Genomic DNA, 19,165 nt, shown 5'->3' with positions numbered 1-19,165 from the left:
ATCAAGAAACTGCCTGCACAAAAGAAGTCAGCGAATCATCCTGTCCCAGGTTCAGCTTTTTCTTCAGGCGATAGCGCTGCACACGCAGGCTGTCAGGCGTAACACCCAATAAAGTGGACATGTCTCCGGAGCTTAAGTTCATTTTGATCAAAGTCATGAGCCGCATTTCCCCGGCAGTCAGTCCGGCATATTTTTGTTGCAGGCTTGTTACAAATGAAGGGTGCACCTTGTCGAAGATCAGCCGGAATTCTTCCCAGTATGAATCCTGTGTGAAGCTGACATTGATCTGCTGTAATAACTGGCGGATCTGTTTTTTCTGATCGCGTTTATCATCGCGGATGATCGTGGCGAGGCCTTGTTTGAGCTCTTCCATCACTTCGTTCTTCTGGATCAGATGAAGCAGGTGGGAAGAAAGCTGCCGGCTTTTAAGATCAAGTTGTTCTTTTAAGGAGTTTTCTTCCAGTTGCTGGCGTTTCAATTCGGACTCCATCAGGCCTTTTTCTGTTTCGTATACTTTGCTGCGGGTGAGATTGATCGCTTTTTCATTCCGGATCCTGAGCTTTTGATGGTTGATAATGACAGCAGCGAGCAGTGCGATCAGGATCAGTACAATGATACTGGCCCAACTCAATACCTTATTGGCTTTTCTGGCTGCATTCAGGCTAAGGATCTGTGCATTCTTTTTTTCAGTATCATATAATGTCTGAAGTACGCCGATCTGGTAGCTGTTCTCCAAACTGTAGATCGATTGAACAAGCTGACGGCTTTTTTCCAGGTAATGATACGCGCTGTCATATTGTTTGAGGCCTTCAAAGTTTTGTGCGATATCGCGATAAGCGCTCTGTAACTGGTATTTTTCACCGGTGAGAATGGCGAGGGCGGCAGCCTGCCTGGCATAAACCATTCCTTTACTATAGTTGCCTCTTTTGCTCCAAACATCACCAAGATTGTTGATCACTTCGATCTGTTCGATCACACGCCCGGAGTGCTGATAAGCATGCAGGGAGAGGGCGAAATAATATTCAGCGGAATCGTACATGGCCTTGTCTTCATAAATGCTGCCGATATTTTCATAGATCTTGGCAGTAACAACGGTGTCTCCTGCTGACAATGCATAGGAAAGTGCCGTGCGCTGGAACAGGTAAGAGGAATCGTATTTCAATTGTTTTTCAAACATATGGCCGATCAGGCCGTAGGTTTCGGCAATTCCCGATCCATTGTTTTGCTTCTTATATATATCCAGCGCTTCATCAAACTGTAAGCGTGCCTGAGTTGGTTGCTGGTTATAATAATATACAGTGCCAAGAATGTTCAGGTTCGCTGCCAGCGATGCGGGCTGTTGTTGGCGAAGGATCTTATCCGCCTGCAGGAGATGATCGACGGCCTGTGTATAGCTGCCGAGGTGAAAAAGCAGTTGCCCCATTTGTTGCAGGCAATGCGCCTGGCCGGCTTCATCTTTCTCCTGTATATATGCCGCCATTTTTTCTTTGATGAGGTTGAATGCGGAGTCTGGATGCAGGCTGGATAGATAAGGTTGACTCACCGGAACGGCCAGTGAGTTTGTTTGCGCATCAACTGCTGATGGCATGATGAGGCAAATGCACCAGCTAAGGAAGATGCCTGGCCAGGCGGGAAATGTTTTCATTTTGCAAAAGTGGGTGGGCGGAATGGGAATTGGAGGGAGGTAATAATAATTTAACATACGCGAATGGGCGCGAATGGCCGCGAAGGAACGCGAATGGGGCGCGAATGGCCGCGAAGGAACGCGAATGGTCTTCCCACTGAGGTATGGTGAAGGGAACGCAGGGAGGTCAGTTGTTTGATCGCTGAATTTATCGTTGAATATCATGAAAGCCGCTGCGGAACTTTTCAACCCGACGACCGCACAGGCAGTCCAAATGTCGTTTACGCTTTTTTGGCTACCACCTTTATTTCCACCAGCTGTCCGGGTATCGCCAGTGCCTGTACCACAACAATCGTACTGGCTACCTGCATCGGTTCTTTATAGAACACCTGGCCATACCGGCTTCTCGCTTCGAACGCGGATGCCATATCCAGTACATAGATCACTTCTTCCACTACATCATCTATGGACATTTCCAGTCCCGCAAGAACCCGTTCAATATTTGTGTAACTATACGCAAATTGTTTGTCCATCCCTTCGGCAAGATTGCCTTGTTCATCATGGCCAAGCTGCCCTGATATCCAGGCCATGTTGTCTATTCTTACGCCCTGTGCATACCCATATTCCTTTTCCCATGGCATACCCAATCCAAATGTTTTTTTAGTGGACATGTTTTATGTTTTTTTTGTTTTAAGCAGATAAGCGCACCCGGGTTCTTACCTGCATTTTGCAGAGATCTGAGCCATGATCAAAGATGAGATAAAGCCTGTTCTGCGTAAATGTACTTCCTGTTGTTTTTCATGTATAATTCCTTCTTCGTGGTTTGTATTGGCGATGCAAGTGAGCACGGTTACTGATTGCTTCTTGATCTTAAGATCCTGCTGCAGAATAACAGCATATTATTTGCCCGGAATTGTATAATATTGGTTTGTCTTTTTTTAAACCGCCAATCTAATGAAGCGAGTCCTGATTTGCTTTCTGATGCTATCCCTTGTGATACCGCTTGCGGGCAATGCGCAAGCAGTCGCCGATCTAAAAGCGGATTCTCTTATGCACGCACTTTCTATTGATAAAACGGATACTGGTCAGATCAACACGCTTTTCGAACTGGCGGATCATTACATGCTAAAGCCCGGTGAGTATCCCGCTGATCTGGATAAAGCGAATCGCTTTATAAATGAATCGGGGCGGCTGATCGCAAAACGTAAGAGCGATGATCTCATGGGGAATCATCTGCTCCAGCGATCCCAACTGGCCAGGGAACTGAAGCAATATGATCGCGGAAAGAAACTGGCGGAGGAAGCACTTGCGGTACTGCTCAAAGGAACGAATAAGTTATACCTCGGAAATGCTTACCTGGCAGTCGGGGGATACTATCATTATGAAAAAGAGAAGGAGTATGAAGAGAAGATCCGTTTGACGAACCTCGCAGTTGAAGCACTGTCTGCGTCGACGGATCGTGCGAAGTATGCCGCCACACTGGTTTACCTGGCAGACCTTTATATTTTGCGCGGCAAAAGGCAACAAACGATAGAGCTGCTTGACCGGGCATTGCTGATCTATCAGTCCATAGGATATACAAGATTGTCGGCCGTTTATATCATGTATGCCTCTGCCTATTTTGATGATGCAAATTTCAAGAAGTCGATCCAGTACAGCCTGATGGCATTGAAGGACGCGAAGGCGGCGAAAGACAGCACGATGACCATGTGCCAGATCAATAACCGGATAGGCGTTACTTACACAAATCTTAAAGAGCCGGAAAAATCCATCGGCTATTTTATCGAAGCGCTGGAAGTGGCCAAACGGCTTAATGATAATGAAGCTGTTCTTACGATCGCTCAGAATGTAGTGAACAGTTACATTTACCTGGACGAGGGAAAAAAGGCACTGCATTTTTTAGAGAGCATCGACCCGAAATTCCTGGTGTCTCCCTCCAATGAAAAGAAGTTCGTGATCCCATCCTGCTACCTGATCATTTATACAATGTTGAAAGATTATCCCCGTGCTGAGAGGTATGGCCGGGAAGTTTTTAGACTGATGGAGCTTTATCCTCCTCTGGATAATAACCTTCATAATTTTTATCATAGCATGTCGAGACTTTATATCGAAAAGGGCGACTATGTAAATGCGTCGGTTTATGTACGGAAGCTGGATTCCCTTAGTGGTAAAATGGGCCAACCTTATAATATGCGGATCGCTTATCTGTACCGGTTTCGGCTTGATACCGCAATGAAAAGATATAGTTCTGCCATTGACAACATTCTTGCGTATAATGTAATTAACGATTCCATCTATACCGAGACAAGTAAGAAGCAGATCCAGCAGCTGGAAGTGGAATACGAAACAGAAAATGCAAGAAAGGAGCTAAGGATCCGTGAACAGGATATCCTGATGCTTAGACAAAGAAATGAATTGCAGGATCAGTCTGCCAAAAGAGCCAACCTGCTGATCAATATAACTATTACCGGCATTGTGATCCTGCTGCTGGTTTTTGCCCTTGTGTACCGGCAGTATAAGCTGAAGAAACGGGTTAACGGGATCATTTCAGTCAAAAACGATCAGCTTCAACACCTGGTTGCCGAGAAGGAGTGGTTGATCAAAGAGATCCATCACCGGGTTAAAAATAACTTCCAGGTTGTGTCCAGTTTACTGGAGATCCAATCAAGCTATCCTGCAACGGAAGATGTTTTGTCTTCGATCAAGGAAAGTCAGCACAGGATCTATTCCATGTCATTGGTGCATCAGAAATTGTATCAGTCAGAAATGCTTTCATTCATTCATATGCCGGAATACGTTCGTGAGCTGATCGAATATTTGCAGGATAGTTTTGGTATACGCGGAAGGATCATGATCATGCTGGAAGTAGAGCAGATCAGGCTTAATCATTCGCTGGCGACAAATCTTGGATTGATCCTGAATGAATGTGTGACGAATTCGATCAAGTATGCTTTTCCCGGTGATCATCCAGGAAAGATCCGTGTGATGTTAAAGCTGGTTTCTGCATCTGAGTTGTGCATGGTTATTCAGGATGATGGGAAGGGGATCAATATGAATCAGCTGACTGATAATGGCGGATCAATGGGAATGGATCTGCTGCAGGGACTTACAGAAGAGATCGGTGGTTACCTTAATATCTCCTCGGACAAAGGAACGAGGATAGAGATCAATTTTAATCTGCCGGAAGGAGCAATAGAGCAGGGCTGATTTGGCTGCGACATACCGGTAAGTAAGCGTGGAAGTAAGCCCGGACTTTTATTCAAAGCCGAGAGGTTAAGAGAACTCCGGTAGTTGGTTGCTCTGAAACTGAGCAACTTGCCCGCTGTGGTCCATGCGTTTTTGATATTTCAAGAATTTGTTTGCATGCAAATTATCCAGGCTGCGTTGCCTTCATGTTCTGCTGTTCAGATCAAGCCGGTATGCATTATCTAAGGCGTGTTTACTGTTGAATAATTTGGTCCGGATCTTCGGACCAGGTATCAGCCCGGTAGCAAACATTCACATATATTTCATTCGGTATATTTTCAACTACTTCGTAGACCGTTGCGTCAATCTGGTTCACACTAATATTGATATAATTATTTTCTTATGCTTACGCGAGTGAAAACTTATATACTAATGCTATGGCTCTAACTTGAGAATAAGCCGACCCGTCCATAACTATTGATCCTGATTTTACTTATGTTATCATGTTATAGTGGTTTGGTTGTCTTTGTTTCCGTGGAACTTCTCCATGATAAAGAAAACGAACTTCTACCAGTTGCTTTTCTGTAATTACTGCTTGTTGTATGAGCTTTTCATATTTTCTCGTTGACTTTATAATATTTTTTATCGTGCTTTCGATTGAAAGCAGTGATGATCTCTTATCATTTTACAATATTGTGCCCGAAAAATAAATGGCTGCATATCAGCGAGGTGGATTTTATTGGCACTGTTCATTTTTGAAATATCGTAAAACCGATTTTGTTTTTTCGCTAATCACTTTTCTGATCAACGAATCCGGATCTGAAATTGATTTGCATCGTACATTTAGCCTGAGATAACCTTATTCAACTTAGTGTAGTGAAGCCCAAAATACTTATTGTAGAAGACCAATATATCGAAGCCAGGAGCCTCAACGTGATCCTGAAAGCGGCTGGTTTTTTTGTTTGTGGAATTGCTAATTCCGTTTCTTCCGCATTGGAGGCGATCGGCCTGCAGAAGCCGGATATCGTGCTTGTTGATATTTTTCTCAAAGGGGATAGGACAGGTATTGACCTGGGAAGGATCCTGCAGCGGCGAAGTATTGCATTTGTATATCTTACAGCGAACTCCAATCGTTCCATACTCGATGAAGCAAAGCAGACCGAACCTTATGGATATATGATCAAACCCTTCAGGGCAAAAGATGTATTGATCATGCTGGATATTGCGCTTCATCTGCATAGCATAAAGGAAAAGCAAAAAATGGGTAGTGCGCAGTCTCCAGGCGTGATTGCCGAAGCGCCGGTAATATCGTTTAGGCATCTCATAGGAGAAAGTCCACAATTCCTGAAGATCCTTGAGCTGGCAAAAACGGTGGGTGTGTCCGGTACTTCTGTATTGATCTTTGGCGAAAGCGGCACGGGTAAAGAACTGATCGCAAAGTCAATTCATGATATCTCTCCAAGATCGAAAGGGCCATTTGTGGTGGTGAACTGCGCCGCTATTCCGCCACATCTGATCGAATCTGAATTATTTGGTCATGAGAAAGGGGCTTTCACCGGCGCGCTGCAAAAGAAGACAGGGAAATTTGAAATGGCGGAGGGCGGCACAATCTTCCTGGATGAAGTGGGCGAGTTGCCGTTGGATCTTCAGATAAGATTTCTCCGTGTATTACAGGAGAAAGAGATCGAATCGATCGGAGGTGCGCCCCGGAAGATCGATGTACGGGTCATTGCTGCAACCAACCGTGTGCTTGAAGAAGAAGTCGCTTCAGGCCGATTCAGGATGGATCTCTACTACCGCTTGAATATTTTCCCGATCATAATGCCCTCGCTGCGCGACAGGAGAACAGATATTCCTTTGCTGGCCCAATATTTTCTGAAGAAATACCGCGATATAAAAAAGGATGCTCCGAAGTCTTTTTCGGCGGAAGCCATGCAATTGCTGGAGGCATATGACTGGCCTGGCAATATCCGCGAGCTGGAGAATACGATTGAACGAACGATCCTGCTCACGAAGGATGAAGTGATCGATACCATCGTGAAATTTCCTGTCAACTGGCTTCTAACCGACAGCAGTGAAAAGGCGCGCCCTAAATCTATCATGGAAAACGAACGGGATCATATCATCAGTGTACTTGAAAGTTGCCAATGGAAAGTGTCCGGGCCGGGCGGAGCCGCCGAGATACTTAAGATCAATCCTAATACCCTTACTTCAAGGATCAAAAAACTCGGGATAGATAAGGTGATCAGTAAACGGAATATTAAATAAGCATGCTGGTGGTGAGCAATTCGTCACTGGAGTTTCCCTGAACCTGTAATGGTACGTGCAATGAATTCATTTTTTTAAGCTGATTTTTACCCGTGATCTGTTGTCGAAATAGCAACAATGATTGTTCTTCTTTTATGATGTGTCCGAAATTTTCGCCAACTGAATTCTTAAACTCCTGCGCCAAAGCATTGATGTTATAACAAAAGCACATCGGACCCAGATCATAGGCGAGAAGTTTGCATCATTCTCAAACTTTACCAATTTCCGGCGAAAAAATAAGCTGAGGTTCAGACGATACTTACCAGTAACTTGCATCAGTATAATTGTTTACGCAGACATTTAAATTGATTCTATGAGATTGCTGAAGAGTATCAGTTTTTTCATTCTGTTGACGGTGTGTTTTTCCGGGCTGGCACAGGCACAATCCCGTGAAGTGATGGAGTTGAAAAGTGGTTGGAAATTTACGCGAAATGCTGATGAAGCCGCCTATCGCTCACAGTATGACGATGCTGGCTGGGAAACCGTCTCCGTGCCGCACGACTGGGCTATTTACGGACCATTTGATAAGGAGATCGACAAGCAAACGGTTGCTGTAACGCAAAACAATGAAAAGGTTGCAACGGAGAAAACAGGAAGGACCGGATCGTTGCCCTATATTGGTCAGGGATGGTACCGCCAGAAGTTCAGTATTCCTGCTTCCGGCAAAAATAAACGTGTTATACTGCTGTTCGAAGGGGCGATGAGTGAACCTGTGGTTTATCTCAATGATCAGAAAGTGGGTCAGTGGAATTATGGCTACAGCTATTTTTATTTTGATATAACCTCTTACATAAAAAATGACGGAGTAAATGTACTGGCTGTGCATTTGAATAATCCTGATCAGTCATCGAGATGGTATCCGGGAGCAGGTCTTTACCGGAAGGTCAGCGTGATCTTCAAAAATGAAGAAAGCATTGACCAATGGGGAACTACTGTTACGACGCCAATGGCAACAACGGATCTGGCAAAAGTGAATATCCGGACAGCTGTATCCGGCGAAAACGTACGGCTTGTTACAGAGATCTTTGATCCGGCAGGCGTCAGGGTAGTGGCCGGGCAAACTGATATCCGGTTTGGAAAAGAATTTGATCAGAATTTCCTGATCAAAGATCCAAAGCTATGGAGCCCTGAATCACCTAACCTGTACTATGCTGTTTCAAAAGTTTATGCAGGTAATGAATTGAAAGATGAGCTGAAAACGCGTTTTGGCATCAGGCAGATCGAATACAGTCCGTCAACCGGGTTCAGTCTGAATGGAAAGACGCGGAAATTCAAAGGGGTGTGCCTGCATCATGATCTTGGCCCCTTAGGTGCTGCGGTAAATGTTGCAGCCCTGAGAAGACAGATGCGTATTCTTAAAGAGATGGGCTGCGATGCGATCCGAAGTTCGCATAATATGCCATCATTGGAGCAACTGGAGCTGGCAGATGAAATGGGCTTTATGTTCCTGGCAGAATCTTTTGATGAATGGGCTAAGCCTAAAGTGAAAAACGGATACGCCCGTTTTTTTAACGCGGATGCGGAAAAGGATGTGGTAAACCTGGTGCGTGCAACTAAGAATCATCCATCGATCATCATGTGGAGCGCAGGCAATGAAGTGCCGGATCAGCATGGTGCCGAAGGAGTGAAACGTGCCAAATGGTTGCAGGAACTGTTTCACCGGGAGGATCCGACCAGGCCGGTAACAGTGGGTATGGACCAGGTAAAAGCCACGCTGCAATCCGGGTTTGGTGCATTGCTGGATATTCCGGGACTGAATTACCGCACACATTTATATGAGGAGGCATATCGCGTTTTCCCGCAGGGATTCATTCTCGGGTCAGAAACCGCGTCAACAGTAAGTTCGAGAGGCGTGTATAAGTTCCCTGTTCAAAAACAGGTTGAAAAGCAATATCCCGACAATCAATCTTCGTCTTATGATCTTGAGTATTGCAGCTGGTCAAATCTGCCGGAGGATGATTTTGTATTGCAGGACGATAAGCCATGGGTGATCGGGGAGTTTGTGTGGACGGGATTCGACTATCTTGGCGAGCCGACACCTTATGATGACAAATGGCCTTCCCGTAGTTCTTATTTTGGCATCAATGATCTTGCCGGTCTGCCTAAAGACCGTTATTATCTCTACCGGAGCCGGTGGAATAAGGAAAAAGAAACATTGCACATATTGCCGCACTGGGATTGGAAAGGGCGTGAAGGCGAGGTGACACCCATCTTCGTATATACCAATTACGAAAGTGCCGAGTTGTTCATCAATGGGAAAAGCATGGGTGTTCAGAAAAAAAATAATACTTCCCCGCAGCACCGTTACCGGTTGATGTGGATGGATGTAAAATACGAACCAGGAACCGTAAAAGTGGTTGCTTACGGCAACGATGGCAAGGTTGCTGCTGAGAAAACGATCTCTACTCCGGGCAAACCTTACGCGATCAAACTGGATCCGGATAGAAGAACGATCCAGGCTGATGGAGAAGATCTTTCTTTCGTCACTGTTTCGATCGTTGATAAGAACGGAAATGAATGCCCGCAGGCTGCAAATCAGCTGAAGTTTTCGGTGAAAGGCGCTGGGAAGTACAGGGCCGCATGCAATGGTGATGCAACTTCGGTGGAGCAATTTCATTTACCAACGATGAAGGTGTTCAATGGGAAACTGGTGGTGCTTGTACAGGCAGGTGAATCCGCCGGGCCAATAGAACTGGTTGTTACAGGGGATAAGTTGAAAGAAGGTCGCATAAAACTTTCGTCAACGGCATCTTCAGCAATAAATAAATAAGATCGGTACAGATTTCTCTGAATGTCGCGTATCTGTCCACTATGTCATCATTCATCCTGTGCGGTCAACTGACAGTACAGGACGAACGATGATTTTTTCTTTCTAAATTCAATGCGGCGTTACTGAGATACGCAACAGAGTATACCTGCATTGTGTAACCCGGTCCTGCTATTTAATCAAGCGACGATGAAGAACGTACTTGCTTTTGCTATATGCCTATTACTCTTACTTGCCAGCACAATGAATGGCGCTGCGCAATCCAACTGGAAATTTTCTTTCAGTCAACCTGTAAAAGCAAAGGGAATAATTTATGTCAGCCGCGGGGATATTTATGATCCCATAAAAGGATACGGTTGGGAGCCTGAAAGCTGGCTTGATACCTCTGCTGTTTCCCGGACAGTGACGAACGCAGCCGTATTCAAACCTCTTTATTTCTCGGTGAACCTGCCGGAAGGTAATTATGATATGAAGCTCGTGCTGGGAGATGAAAGGCAGCGAACTGTTACAACGGTCAAAGTGGAGAACAGGCGTTTGATGCTGGAAAGGGTAGAGACAGCTCCGGGGAAATTCAGTGCAGAATGGTTTACGGTGCATGTGCGTGACAGTATCATCAGACCGGCAAAGGAAGTCGTTCGGTTAAAGCCGGGAGAACGGGATTATCGCCATTGGGATAATAAACTCACGATCGAATTCAATAATGAAGCTCCCCTGATCCGGCAGTTGGAGATCCTTCCGAACAATTCATCTAAGACGATCTTTCTGGCCGGCAACTCTACGGTAGTTGATCAGGCACATGAACCATGGGCTGCATGGGGGCAAATGATCCCGGCATTCTTTGTGCCGCATAAAATTGCTGTAGCTAATTATGCTGAATCGGGAGAGACATTGAAAGCATTTGCAAGAGAAAAACGGCTTGAAAAGATCTGGTCACGTGCTCAACCCGGCGACTACTTATTCATCGAGTTTACCCATAACGATCAAAAGCCTGGCGGTAATCACCTCGATGCTTTTACCAGTTATAAGGATACGCTGAGATCGTGGATCGCTGCGGCGAAAAGCAGGAGGGTGGCTCCGGTATTGGTTACTTCCATGCACCGAAGAAGTTTCGATTCAACTGGGAAGATCAATAATACACTTGGTGACTATCCCGAAGCGATGCGGCAGGTGGCTGCTGAAGAAGGAACTCCGCTGATCGATCTGAATGCGATGAGTAAGATCTTATATGAAGCATGGGGGCCGGAGAGATCGCTGAAAGCGTTTGTGCATTTTCCGGCGAACAGTTTCCCTAACCAGCCCAATGAGTTGAAAGATAATACACATTTTACTTCCTATGGCGCGTATGAGTTGGCGAGCTGCGTGGTAATGGAAATAAAACGGAAAATTCCGGAATTGGCAAAACAGCTGCGATCTCCTGCATTTAATTTCGATCCGGCGAAGCCGATGCCGTATGAGAACTGGACATTGCCGCAAAGTTCAGTGCGTCCTCTAAGCAAGCCTGACGGTAATTAACAATTTGGCTGACAATACAAATACATAGGATCAAGCCTGTAAAAATAACAGGGATCCAGGGCGAAAATGTCAGGAAACCTGCGATGCCGGAAAAACAAATGCCCGGCGGCAGGAAAAAGGTATATTGTTTGTATACATGGATGACATAAACGTTATGTGACATGAGTTTAAAGGCAAATTTTTTCCCTAAAAGCAATGCGGCTGCTATGAAGATCATAAAACCACTCTTTATTCTTCTTATCGCCTTAGCTTCCTGTTCCTCCCCTAAAAAGGCGCCGGTAAAGGCGGAGCCGACTGTAACGCGTGCCGATCTGTTGAATGGCGGGACTTCTTTCAGCAACGCCGTGGTGCTTAAGGTTACTACTGAGAGAGAGGGTAAGGATGAAGAATATAAATGGCTTAAGAATCTGTATCCGGGGTATAGCCTGGTAAAAAGATCAGAGGTTAAGCGGGGGGCAAAGCATTATGATGTTGTCCGGATAAAAACAAAGGAAGGCAAATTGAAAGATGTTTATTTTGACAGTACCAGCTTTGCAGGGAGGTAATTGCTTACACTTCGGCAACAGCAGCGGAAGTCTATCAGCGAAAGATCCGTAGTCATATTACCGCTTTATTTTTCTGTAGTGGTGGAGTTTTTTCTTGAAAATAAACAAGCGACAAAGGGAAAGTAACCGAATTTCCCTTTGTCGCTTTATGTTTAAGCATATGCTACTTTCTAAGCTTCCTGTAAGGCGGCAGCCCTTCTCCGTTCGTGAATGGCGCCTTTCGCGTCAGCGAGGTGTTTTCTGATCTTTTCACTTGACAGTGCATTGATCATTGCCTGTAGTTCACTGATCTGCTCAGCATAATATCCCATTTCTTCCTCCAGCTCCAGGAGTGCCCTGTAAGGTGTTGCCGGATCGGCGATCACTTTGGCTAAAGCCTTTAACCGGGTTACAAAAGCGGAATGCACTTCCTGGTAGCCGATTAGTGCGTTGTAGTCGGCCAGGTCACCAGCCTGTTTAAGTGAAAATTGAGATCTGATCACGAACAGGTACTGAGCGATGGAATCATTGTTAAAGAAGCCTTTGCTTCTCCACACGTCGGAACGGATGGAAATAAACAAAGTCAGACCGGGAGCGATCACCTCTATACGCTGAATGGCCGATCCCTTGTAGGAGCTTTCGGTTGCAAACGCCTGCAGGATTCCCTGGATTGCTGAAAATGCTTTGTTCATGACCATCAGGCCAAGATTGCTCATCTGTGCGACGGATTGCAGCAACTCTGCCGGTTTCTCTATTTGTACGCCATCAGGAGGTTCCGAATTTCCGAAGATAGCATCTTTAACAGCGGTGATCATCTTGGTGACGTTATCAAGTGACCAGGATGAGACCTGTTGCACCTCCACTTTGTCGAGCTGCATGATTGGTTTATGATCATTCCACCCGCCTTCTTTATAGAATTCGGTCATCTTTTCTTTCAGGGAATCAATATCCCTCGTTTTATCCGCCTGCACCTCGTCATTGATCTGTGCAAGATATTTCCGGAATTCTGTGTCTTTGTCCGCGAGTTCCTGGATTGTTGGTCCTTGTCCCATTTTATTAAGGTTTTATGGTTAAAAATTAGAATTTTAGAACATGTTATTTACCGGACAGCTATCATTTCTGTTGCATCCACTGGCTGATGCGCGCTGATACTTCCTGTGTAATGCGTACACCGAAATTGGTGTTCTCTTCACTTGAACCTGCCACGTGTATGCCGGTGATGAAACAATTTTTATCGATATTCTTTTGGATGCCCGAACCGCTGTCACCGCGGAAGGTGGAGATCTGATAGAAAAGCAATGCAGGAACTTCCTTCTTAATGCGCAACTGGCCTGATGCTTCCCACATAGAGCCTGCTGGTTTATCACCAGGGTAGCCGGTGATCGACGCATCTCCCTGGGTGAGTTCCTCGTTTGTCGCTACATGAATGGATAGTGGGTTTTGCCTGTTGTCTGCTTCCTTTAACTCGATCAAAGCATAATCATATACATGATCTTCCTGCACGATGTTTTCTTCTTCAGCCGGAATAGAAGCCGGATCGTCAGCATATTCATCCGGGACAAAAAATCTTTCCATCTGGAATTCCCCAAAGGGTTTCAGATCGCCATTCTGACCAGGGATTACGGTCACTTCAATAGCTTTTCCATATTGTTTGTTGTGTACATTATGGGCAGCAGTGAGTACATATTTTCCGTTGATCAATGTGCCGGTGGCATGTCCCTTAATGCCAGATCCGAATTTTATTTGCAGTAAGCAGATGAAAGGGAAGATGAAATTTGTTGTATCCACGATCCGGGTCATTTTGCTTCCGGGGAAATGAATGTCCGAGTTGTTTTTGGAAAGCGTTTGCATATAAAGATTTTTCCTGTAAAAAAATGGTTAACTGATCAGTTTGCCGCAGGGGCGGGTCAACTGCAACAGATGTCCAAAGTACAGGGCAATCCAATGCTTTATGCAGGCAGAAATGCGTTAATTCAGAACAGGTAGAAATACCTGATGACGTTTCCGTATTGCGGGGGCGCAAAGCGATCTGTAAATAGTGTGATCGTTAGAATGTTACTTCATGAAGATGGTATTTGACGGCAAATAATACGAGGCCGGCCGTATTCCGCCTGCCGGTTTTTTGCAGCAGGTTATTACGGTGTCCTTCTACCGTGCGGGCGCTTAAAAATAATTGTGAGGCAATTTCTCCTGCTGTGTATTCTTTGCAGATCAGCAGCAGGATCTCTTTTTCCCGGGGAGAAAGTTCCACGGGTATGCCATTCATATTTTTCAGTGATTGATTATGATGAATGGCTGATGTGTTTTGTATCGCTTTTAACACCCGCGCATTTATATAGAAACCTGTTGAGGCAACCGTCTTGATCGCTATCAGCAACTCCGCTTTATCACAATTTTTTGCAAGATATCCGGAAGCTCCCTGTTCGATCATCCTTGCAATAAGTCTTTCTGTTGTATGTACTGATACGACGATGATCTTAACAGAGGGATATTCTTTTTGCAGGCGTTCATTTAACTCTATCCCGTCCATGCCGGGCATTTCCATATCGGCAAGGATGATATCCGGCAACTCCTTTGTATTTGCCAGTTGCTGCAGGCAATCCGATCCGTCTCCGGCTTCCAGTATGAGTAAAAAACCTGGTTCTGAGCGGATCAATGCTGAAAGCCCCTGGCGAAAAAGGACCTGGTCATCAACCAGTCCAATGCGTATGCTGGTCATCTGGGTTTGGTTTTTGGAGTTGTTTAAAATGGCGCGTATCCACCGGTACATTTATGATCATTTGATAGCCTTGTAACTGTAGTTGAGCTAACTTCCAGCCAGCGCCGATAATACTGAGGCGGCTTTCGATATTGCGCATACCCATACCCTGTTTGCCCATATCAGTGGTTTGCAGGCCATCGCCATTATCCTGGTAGATCAACTCCATTTTGCCGTCCTTGATCTCAACTGATAGTATGATCTGGCTGGCCGATGCATGCTTCAGGGTGTTATTTACGAGCTCCGCCAATACGCGGTAAAGCGCCATGGGCGATTGCTCATTGGTAAACACGGGGATTTTGTTTTCATCAAAAAGGACCTGCATCTTTATTTTCCCTGTTTTGTTGATCATATCCGCCAGCTCGTGAATGGCATCATGAAGCCCGAAGCTGCCTGATATCCGGGGAGACAGGTGGTGAGCGATGTTGCGCATATTATCAATGATCTGATCGATCTCTGTTTTGCATTGCGAAAAGAAAACAGGATATGATAGTTCCGCTGATTTTCTTTCGATATTGATGCGGAGCGCGGACAATGCTGCGCCTATTTCATCATGAAGGTCCATGCCGATCCGTTTTCGTTCCGCCTCCTGCGAAGTGATGACTGATTCGAGCAATTCTTTCTGATGTTGTATTTCGGCTTCCTGCATCTTTCTTCTTCCGCTATGCATCCTGTTCTGATGACGCATTTGCAGGAGGATGAAGAAGAACACAAGTATAGCTGTGCCTGTCATTGCCAGTAGGATGAGAATGTAAAGATTGTCTGTCATTTCCTGCATTTATAAAAACCGATAGAAAAAAGTAAATACATCAGCATCGCCATCGCTGCGTGAAGATTCCAGATAAAGATATTGGCCTGTTTACTGAACTGATGGATCAGGTAGTTGGAGAAAATGAACAGGAACATCGTACTGGAGAAATAAAGCAGGATGCCGCTGATGATCCAGTTTACGGGAATATCTGTCCATCTTTCTTCCGAAACCTGATCGAAATCTCCCTGCCACCAGTAGATCAGCGCGAAGCTGATGATCAGGATCGCTTCAACCGGCCTGGGATAGGTATTGAATTGATATATGCTTTGAATAAAGAGGAAGTTGATCAGAGTAAACAGGCAGAAAAGTACCAGGCAGATACCAATGAACTGCCGCACCCGGCGTTCTTTAAATAGTTTGATAAAGAAGAAACCGAACAGCAGCATTTCAATAATAGTATCCGCATGTAGCAAAGGCATATTATTGATACCATGCCTGGCCATGATATGCGAGGCAATATTGGCTGCGAGGGAGAAACACAGATAAAGAAAGATGAACCCAAACGCGTTGTTCCATTTGCGCCATTTTACAATAGCCGTGATAACGGGAATAATAATGCTGGCTGGCACAATTATTCCCGCGAATATGTATTTCATTCCGGTTGGTTGTAAGAAAATTATACCAGGGGACTATTGGGATCGCACATAGGGGGACAGGGTTGTGTAACATTATAGATCGAGTATGCTCCTTTGACAGCCGATTTTACCGGAACAATGATGTCCCGGAAAAGAGAATCGTTGTTTGTTTGACTGGAGGTACGAATAGCTTCTTCATAGCAGGGGACAAGTATGCCGGAGATCGCGTCAGCGGGAATACTGCCTCCCGGAGCGACTGCGTCAGGGAGGGTGAAATAAATACGTGCACCAACGCAAGGTCTAGGCTGGCCATTCACTTTGTGATCCTTAAAATCGTTCACAATCTCGGTAAGATCAGTTAGACTGATGTAGAAACCATGTGGGACCTTGCCTGGTCTATTATCAAACTGGCTTTTGATCGCCTCGCGCCAGTTATTTGTTTTTGTCATCGCTTCTTCGAGTGTGATGACATTGAGCTCTTTTGGTTCGTGTTCTGAGGATGAATGTTGTGGCATAGTTAAGGTTTTAATGTAGGTGAATTTATGCTATTGAGCGCATGGCGGGAAAAACAAAAGTATTCTCATTGGGGCGTGATTAGATTTGTTCGGATTCATGGAAAACCCTGAAAGTTACCGGCATATCTACCTTTATCCTCTTTCTTTCGTCATTTTAATGCCAGGACAGTGCACGTGGCTCCATTATTGTTCAGTAACGTCATTCAGCCTATTTGTTGAGTCAAAATGCACGTTATGAATGATAAAATATCTTCACCATTCACTCCGGATAAGCCAACGATCGATCAGCTGATCGAGAAGAGCCGCGAATTGAAGGAAGAGTCTAAAAAGACCTGCGAGCAGTTGCAGGCTTTACACCAGGATGCAGATGCTTTGTTGGATAAGTCAAATGATACCCATGACGATTCACCAAAAACATAAAGAACTAAGTGTTTTGTTTTTTACAAACAAGTGAATATGCTTAATTGCTGAAATAGTTGTTTCCTAATCATATTATTAGCTTCTGACTGATTAAGTTTGTAGATGGTGGCTTGTTAGCAGTCTTAGCTGTTAAAACCCTTTCGTGGTGGCGAAAGGGTTTTCTATTTGTGTGTTTTTGTGACAAGGTTTTTTGGTACAGGCAAACAGCTTTTATTCCTGCCCGTGGCGCTGCAGGCACCAGTGCCGTTCTTCATTCATCGATCTCCAGGAGATTAGACTGGTTTTACTACTCCGTAACCGCAATCAGCATAAGCTGCCGGATGGGAGAACAAACTGTTGATTCCTGAGGAAGCAACATTGCTCCCGGGCTGCGCAAAAAATAATTAAATTCACCGGACCATTTTAACGAAATGCGTTCCTCTTGTTTATGAAAAAGCTTTTATTCTCCCTTCTGCTCTTACCTGTTTTTTGTTTTCCGGCGCTTGCCCAAACCCAGGTCGTTCCCATCGAAGTAGACATTGCAAAGCAAAGATCCCCGCTGAAACCGATCTGGGCCTGGTTTGGCTACGACGAGCCGAATTATACCTATATGAAAGACGGCAGGAAATTGCTTTCTGAGCTGTCGGCATTAAGCCCGGTACCTGTTTATGTTCGTGCTCATAATCTCATGAACACCGGTGATGGTGCTGCGGCCCTGAAATGGGGTTCCACCAATATGTATACGGAAGATAAAGATGGAAACCCTGTTTATAGCTGGACGATCGTCGATTCGATCTTTGATACCTATATCCAGCGTAAAATGAAACCGCTCGCCCAGATCGGTTTTATGCCCGAGGCCTTATCGACCAATCCGACGCCATACAGGCACTACTGGAAGCCCGGGATCAACTATAAGGAGATCTGCACAGGTTGGGCCTACCCTCCGAAGGATTATAATAAATGGGCAGAGCTGATCTATCAATGGGTCAGACACTGCGTGGACCGCTATGGAAAGGAAGAAGTAGAGTCCTGGTACTGGGAACTCTGGAATGAAGCCGACGGATATTACCTGATGGTAGAGGATAAGATCGGGACATACTGCAAGATGTATGATTATGCAGCCGACGCGGTGAAAAGAGCATTGCCAACTGCGAAGATGGGTGGGCCGCACGCGACAGGCGGCGCGGGCGAGTTTATGAGAAAATTCATTGCGCATTGTCTTAATGAAAAGAATGCCGCAACGGGTAAGACCGGCGCCCCATTCGATTTCCTCGCCTTCCATGCAAAAGGTTGGCCGACGTTCACCAATAACAGGGTGAGAATGGGGATGAGCAACCAGCTGAAAGATGTGAACAGGCATCTGAAGATCATCAGTTCCTTTCCTGAATTGAAGAATATCCCGATCATTATAGGAGAATCCGACCCTGAAGGATGTGCGGCCTGCGGTATGAAGACTGATCCGCAGAATGCGTACAGGAATGGAACCATGTATTCCAGCTATACGGCAGCTTCGCTTGCAAGGATCATGGATCTCGATGAGTCGTATGGAACGAATATCATCGGTGCGGTGAACTGGTCTTTTGAATTCGAGAACCAGCCCTGGTTCTATGGCTTCAGGGATCTTGCTACCAATGGCGTCGATAAGCCAGTGCTGAACGTTTTCAGAATGCTGGGAATGATGTCGGGAAACCGGGTAAGCGTTTCCGGGGATCTGCCATATGATGCAAAGTCGATACTGGAATCTGGTGTGCGGGGAACAGCTACGGATGTAAACGCCCTGGCATCCACCGATAAAAAGGCAACTGCCGTAATGCTCTGGAATTATCATGACGATGATATTTTAGAAGGGGAAGCGCTGGTGGAGCTATCCCTGAAGAATATCCCGGCAAAGAAGGTAAAGGTCTTCCATTACCGGATCGATCAGGACCATAGCAATTCCTATGAAGTATGGAAGAAGATGGGCTCACCGGAATCGCCAACGCCGAAGCAGTATGCGGTGCTTGAAAAGGCAGGGCAGTTGGAGATGTTGACAAAGCCAGCTGGGCAGAAAGTGGTGAATGGGGAGTTGAAGTTGAGTGTGAGGTTGCCGAGGCAGGCGGTGTCATTGCTGAAAGTGGTGTATGAATAGTGTATAAAAATCCTAGTCATAATCTAACGATAATACTAACAGTCGTTATTGTGCAGTAA

General features: G+C 45.4%; 15 protein-coding genes. 7 read left to right on the top strand and 8 right to left on the bottom strand.

Going from position 1 to position 19,165, the window contains the following annotated elements:
* Position 1 precedes the first annotated feature (1 nt).
* Both LZZ85_RS17895 and LZZ85_RS17890 read right to left on the bottom strand, forming a co-directional pair.
* Positions 2–1,645 carry a tetratricopeptide repeat protein gene (locus tag LZZ85_RS17895; RefSeq protein WP_237874713.1) on the bottom strand — a complete coding sequence of 548 codons (1,644 nt, stop codon included), beginning with the start codon at positions 1,643–1,645 and terminating at the stop codon, positions 2–4.
* A 260-nt stretch (positions 1,646–1,905) separates the two neighbouring features.
* On the bottom strand, positions 1,906–2,295 hold the full coding sequence (locus LZZ85_RS17890; RefSeq protein WP_237874712.1) for a Rid family hydrolase: 390 nt from the start codon (positions 2,293–2,295) through the stop codon (positions 1,906–1,908).
* 283 nt (positions 2,296–2,578) lie between these two features.
* Here LZZ85_RS17890 and LZZ85_RS17885 point away from each other — a divergent pair, with 283 nt between their 5' ends.
* The 5 genes from LZZ85_RS17885 (at position 2,579) to LZZ85_RS17865 (ending at position 11,941) form a co-directional block, all read left to right on the top strand.
* Positions 2,579–4,831, top strand: coding sequence for a sensor histidine kinase (locus tag LZZ85_RS17885; protein ID WP_237874711.1), 2,253 nt, complete (start codon positions 2,579–2,581; stop codon positions 4,829–4,831).
* 855 nt (positions 4,832–5,686) lie between these two features.
* The gene (locus LZZ85_RS17880) at positions 5,687–7,078 is read left to right on the top strand and encodes a sigma-54-dependent transcriptional regulator (protein ID WP_237874710.1); all 1,392 of its coding nucleotides are present in this window, start codon (positions 5,687–5,689) and stop codon (positions 7,076–7,078) included.
* Positions 7,079–7,430: 352 nt separating this feature from the next.
* Positions 7,431–9,887 carry a DUF4982 domain-containing protein gene (locus LZZ85_RS17875; protein ID WP_237874709.1) on the top strand — a complete coding sequence of 819 codons (2,457 nt, stop codon included), beginning with the start codon at positions 7,431–7,433 and terminating at the stop codon, positions 9,885–9,887.
* Between the two features lie 186 nt (positions 9,888–10,073).
* Positions 10,074–11,396 carry a rhamnogalacturonan acetylesterase gene (locus LZZ85_RS17870; protein ID WP_237874708.1) on the top strand — a complete coding sequence of 441 codons (1,323 nt, stop codon included), beginning with the start codon at positions 10,074–10,076 and terminating at the stop codon, positions 11,394–11,396.
* A gap of 161 nt (positions 11,397–11,557) precedes the next feature.
* Entirely contained in the window at positions 11,558–11,941 is a 384-nt protein-coding gene (locus tag LZZ85_RS17865; protein ID WP_237874707.1) for a hypothetical protein, read from the top strand.
* A gap of 170 nt (positions 11,942–12,111) precedes the next feature.
* Here LZZ85_RS17865 and LZZ85_RS17860 read toward each other — a convergent pair whose 3' ends face one another.
* The 6 genes from LZZ85_RS17860 to LZZ85_RS17835 all read right to left on the bottom strand — a co-directional run bounded on the left by LZZ85_RS17860 (position 12,112) and on the right by LZZ85_RS17835 (position 16,579).
* Positions 12,112–12,972, bottom strand: a complete 861-nt coding sequence (locus tag LZZ85_RS17860; RefSeq protein WP_237874706.1) for a hypothetical protein — start codon at positions 12,970–12,972, stop codon at positions 12,112–12,114.
* A 61-nt stretch (positions 12,973–13,033) separates the two neighbouring features.
* Positions 13,034–13,771, bottom strand: coding sequence for a trypsin-like serine peptidase (locus tag LZZ85_RS17855; RefSeq protein ID WP_237874705.1), 738 nt, complete (start codon positions 13,769–13,771; stop codon positions 13,034–13,036).
* Between the two features lie 196 nt (positions 13,772–13,967).
* Complete coding sequence (locus LZZ85_RS17850) at positions 13,968–14,639, bottom strand: response regulator transcription factor (protein ID WP_237874704.1); 672 nt, start codon at positions 14,637–14,639, stop codon at positions 13,968–13,970.
* A complete protein-coding gene (locus LZZ85_RS17845; RefSeq protein ID WP_237874703.1) occupies positions 14,611–15,447 on the bottom strand; it encodes a sensor histidine kinase in 837 nt (278 codons plus the stop codon). The genes LZZ85_RS17850 and LZZ85_RS17845 overlap by 29 nt, the downstream gene beginning before the upstream one ends.
* Positions 15,444–16,085: a hypothetical protein gene (locus LZZ85_RS17840; protein WP_237874702.1), complete on the bottom strand. Its 642-nt coding sequence runs from the start codon at positions 16,083–16,085 to the stop codon at positions 15,444–15,446. The genes LZZ85_RS17845 and LZZ85_RS17840 overlap by 4 nt, the downstream gene beginning before the upstream one ends.
* A gap of 20 nt (positions 16,086–16,105) precedes the next feature.
* Positions 16,106–16,579: a hypothetical protein gene (locus tag LZZ85_RS17835; RefSeq protein WP_237874701.1), complete on the bottom strand. Its 474-nt coding sequence runs from the start codon at positions 16,577–16,579 to the stop codon at positions 16,106–16,108.
* A 234-nt stretch (positions 16,580–16,813) separates the two neighbouring features.
* On the opposite strand from LZZ85_RS17835, the gene LZZ85_RS17830 reads away from it, so the two are divergent.
* Both LZZ85_RS17830 and LZZ85_RS17825 read left to right on the top strand, forming a co-directional pair.
* Complete coding sequence (locus LZZ85_RS17830) at positions 16,814–16,999, top strand: hypothetical protein (RefSeq protein ID WP_237874700.1); 186 nt, start codon at positions 16,814–16,816, stop codon at positions 16,997–16,999.
* Positions 17,000–17,426: 427 nt separating this feature from the next.
* On the top strand, positions 17,427–19,106 hold the full coding sequence (locus tag LZZ85_RS17825; RefSeq protein ID WP_237874699.1) for a GH39 family glycosyl hydrolase: 1,680 nt from the start codon (positions 17,427–17,429) through the stop codon (positions 19,104–19,106).
* Positions 19,107–19,165: the final 59 nt, after the last annotated feature.

The organism is Terrimonas ginsenosidimutans (genome assembly GCF_022012415.1).
Lineage (GTDB): Bacteria > Bacteroidota > Bacteroidia > Chitinophagales > Chitinophagaceae > Terrimonas_A > Terrimonas_A ginsenosidimutans.
Note: the sequence above shows the minus strand (reverse complement) of the source record. Positions and strands in the feature narration are given on the sequence as shown.

Coding starts and splice junctions, on each gene's coding strand:
- LZZ85_RS17895 (WP_237874713.1), bottom strand. CDS start 1,645: ATGAAAACATTTCCCGCCTGGCCAGGCATCTTCCTTAGCTGGTGCATT.
- LZZ85_RS17890 (WP_237874712.1), bottom strand. CDS start 2,295: ATGTCCACTAAAAAAACATTTGGATTGGGTATGCCATGGGAAAAGGAA.
- LZZ85_RS17885 (WP_237874711.1), top strand. CDS start 2,579: ATGAAGCGAGTCCTGATTTGCTTTCTGATGCTATCCCTTGTGATACCG.
- LZZ85_RS17875 (WP_237874709.1), top strand. CDS start 7,431: ATGAGATTGCTGAAGAGTATCAGTTTTTTCATTCTGTTGACGGTGTGT.
- LZZ85_RS17870 (WP_237874708.1), top strand. CDS start 10,074: ATGAAGAACGTACTTGCTTTTGCTATATGCCTATTACTCTTACTTGCC.
- LZZ85_RS17865 (WP_237874707.1), top strand. CDS start 11,558: ATGAGTTTAAAGGCAAATTTTTTCCCTAAAAGCAATGCGGCTGCTATG.
- LZZ85_RS17860 (WP_237874706.1), bottom strand. CDS start 12,972: ATGGGACAAGGACCAACAATCCAGGAACTCGCGGACAAAGACACAGAA.
- LZZ85_RS17855 (WP_237874705.1), bottom strand. CDS start 13,771: ATGCAAACGCTTTCCAAAAACAACTCGGACATTCATTTCCCCGGAAGC.
- LZZ85_RS17850 (WP_237874704.1), bottom strand. CDS start 14,639: ATGACCAGCATACGCATTGGACTGGTTGATGACCAGGTCCTTTTTCGC.
- LZZ85_RS17845 (WP_237874703.1), bottom strand. CDS start 15,447: ATGACAGACAATCTTTACATTCTCATCCTACTGGCAATGACAGGCACA.
- LZZ85_RS17840 (WP_237874702.1), bottom strand. CDS start 16,085: ATGAAATACATATTCGCGGGAATAATTGTGCCAGCCAGCATTATTATT.
- LZZ85_RS17835 (WP_237874701.1), bottom strand. CDS start 16,579: ATGCCACAACATTCATCCTCAGAACACGAACCAAAAGAGCTCAATGTC.
- LZZ85_RS17830 (WP_237874700.1), top strand. CDS start 16,814: ATGAATGATAAAATATCTTCACCATTCACTCCGGATAAGCCAACGATC.
- LZZ85_RS17825 (WP_237874699.1), top strand. CDS start 17,427: ATGAAAAAGCTTTTATTCTCCCTTCTGCTCTTACCTGTTTTTTGTTTT.